Raw genomic sequence first — 659 nt, forward strand, 5'->3', positions numbered from 1 at the left:
GGCCTGCCCCGGGCGACGGGTCCCTCGCCGCGACGGATTGCCCAGCGCGGAGCGCTGGAAATCCAGGCTTATGACGAAGTGTGCTTTCCCGGGCTGGCCGACGAATGGGCGAAGTGGAACGGCCAGCGCCCCTTCGTCGGGACACTGACCATGGAGCTGACCACGGACGTCGACGACGAGGTCGCATCGTGGATCGCGGCGGGAACGCCGCCGATCTGCTTCGGCTTCGGCAGTACAACGGTCGATTCGCCAGCCGACACCATCACCATGATCGGCGAGGCCTGCGCCGAGTTGGGCGAGCGGGCGTTGGTGTGCTCGGGCAAAACCGATTTCAGTGGGGTCGCCCATTCCGACCACGTCAAGGTGGTAGGGGTGGTCAACTACGGGGCGGTCTTTCCCGCTTGCCGGGCGGTGGTGCACCACAGCGGCGCGGGCACCACTGCCGCGGGCCTGCGCGCCGGAGTACCCACCTTGAGCCTTTGGAGCATGAGCGATCAGAAGATCTGGGCGGGCCAGGTGGATCGGCTGAAAGTCGGTGTCGCCCGCCCGTTTTCCCAAACCACGCGCGAGTCGCTGGTGGCCGACCTGCGCCAGATCCTCTCCCCCGACTACGTCTCCCGCGCCCGCGAACTCGCCGGCCGGATGACCACCCCCGCCGA

The 659-nt window shown here is 68.1% G+C and carries 1 protein-coding gene; it reads left to right on the top strand.

The annotated features are described in order from the left end of the window. A partial coding sequence (locus A9X04_RS30850) for a glycosyltransferase (RefSeq protein ID WP_369828927.1) occupies positions 1-659 on the top strand: 659 nt, incomplete at both ends.

The organism is Mycobacterium sp. E3247 (genome assembly GCF_001667785.1).
In the GTDB taxonomy this organism is placed as follows: domain Bacteria; phylum Actinomycetota; class Actinomycetes; order Mycobacteriales; family Mycobacteriaceae; genus Mycobacterium.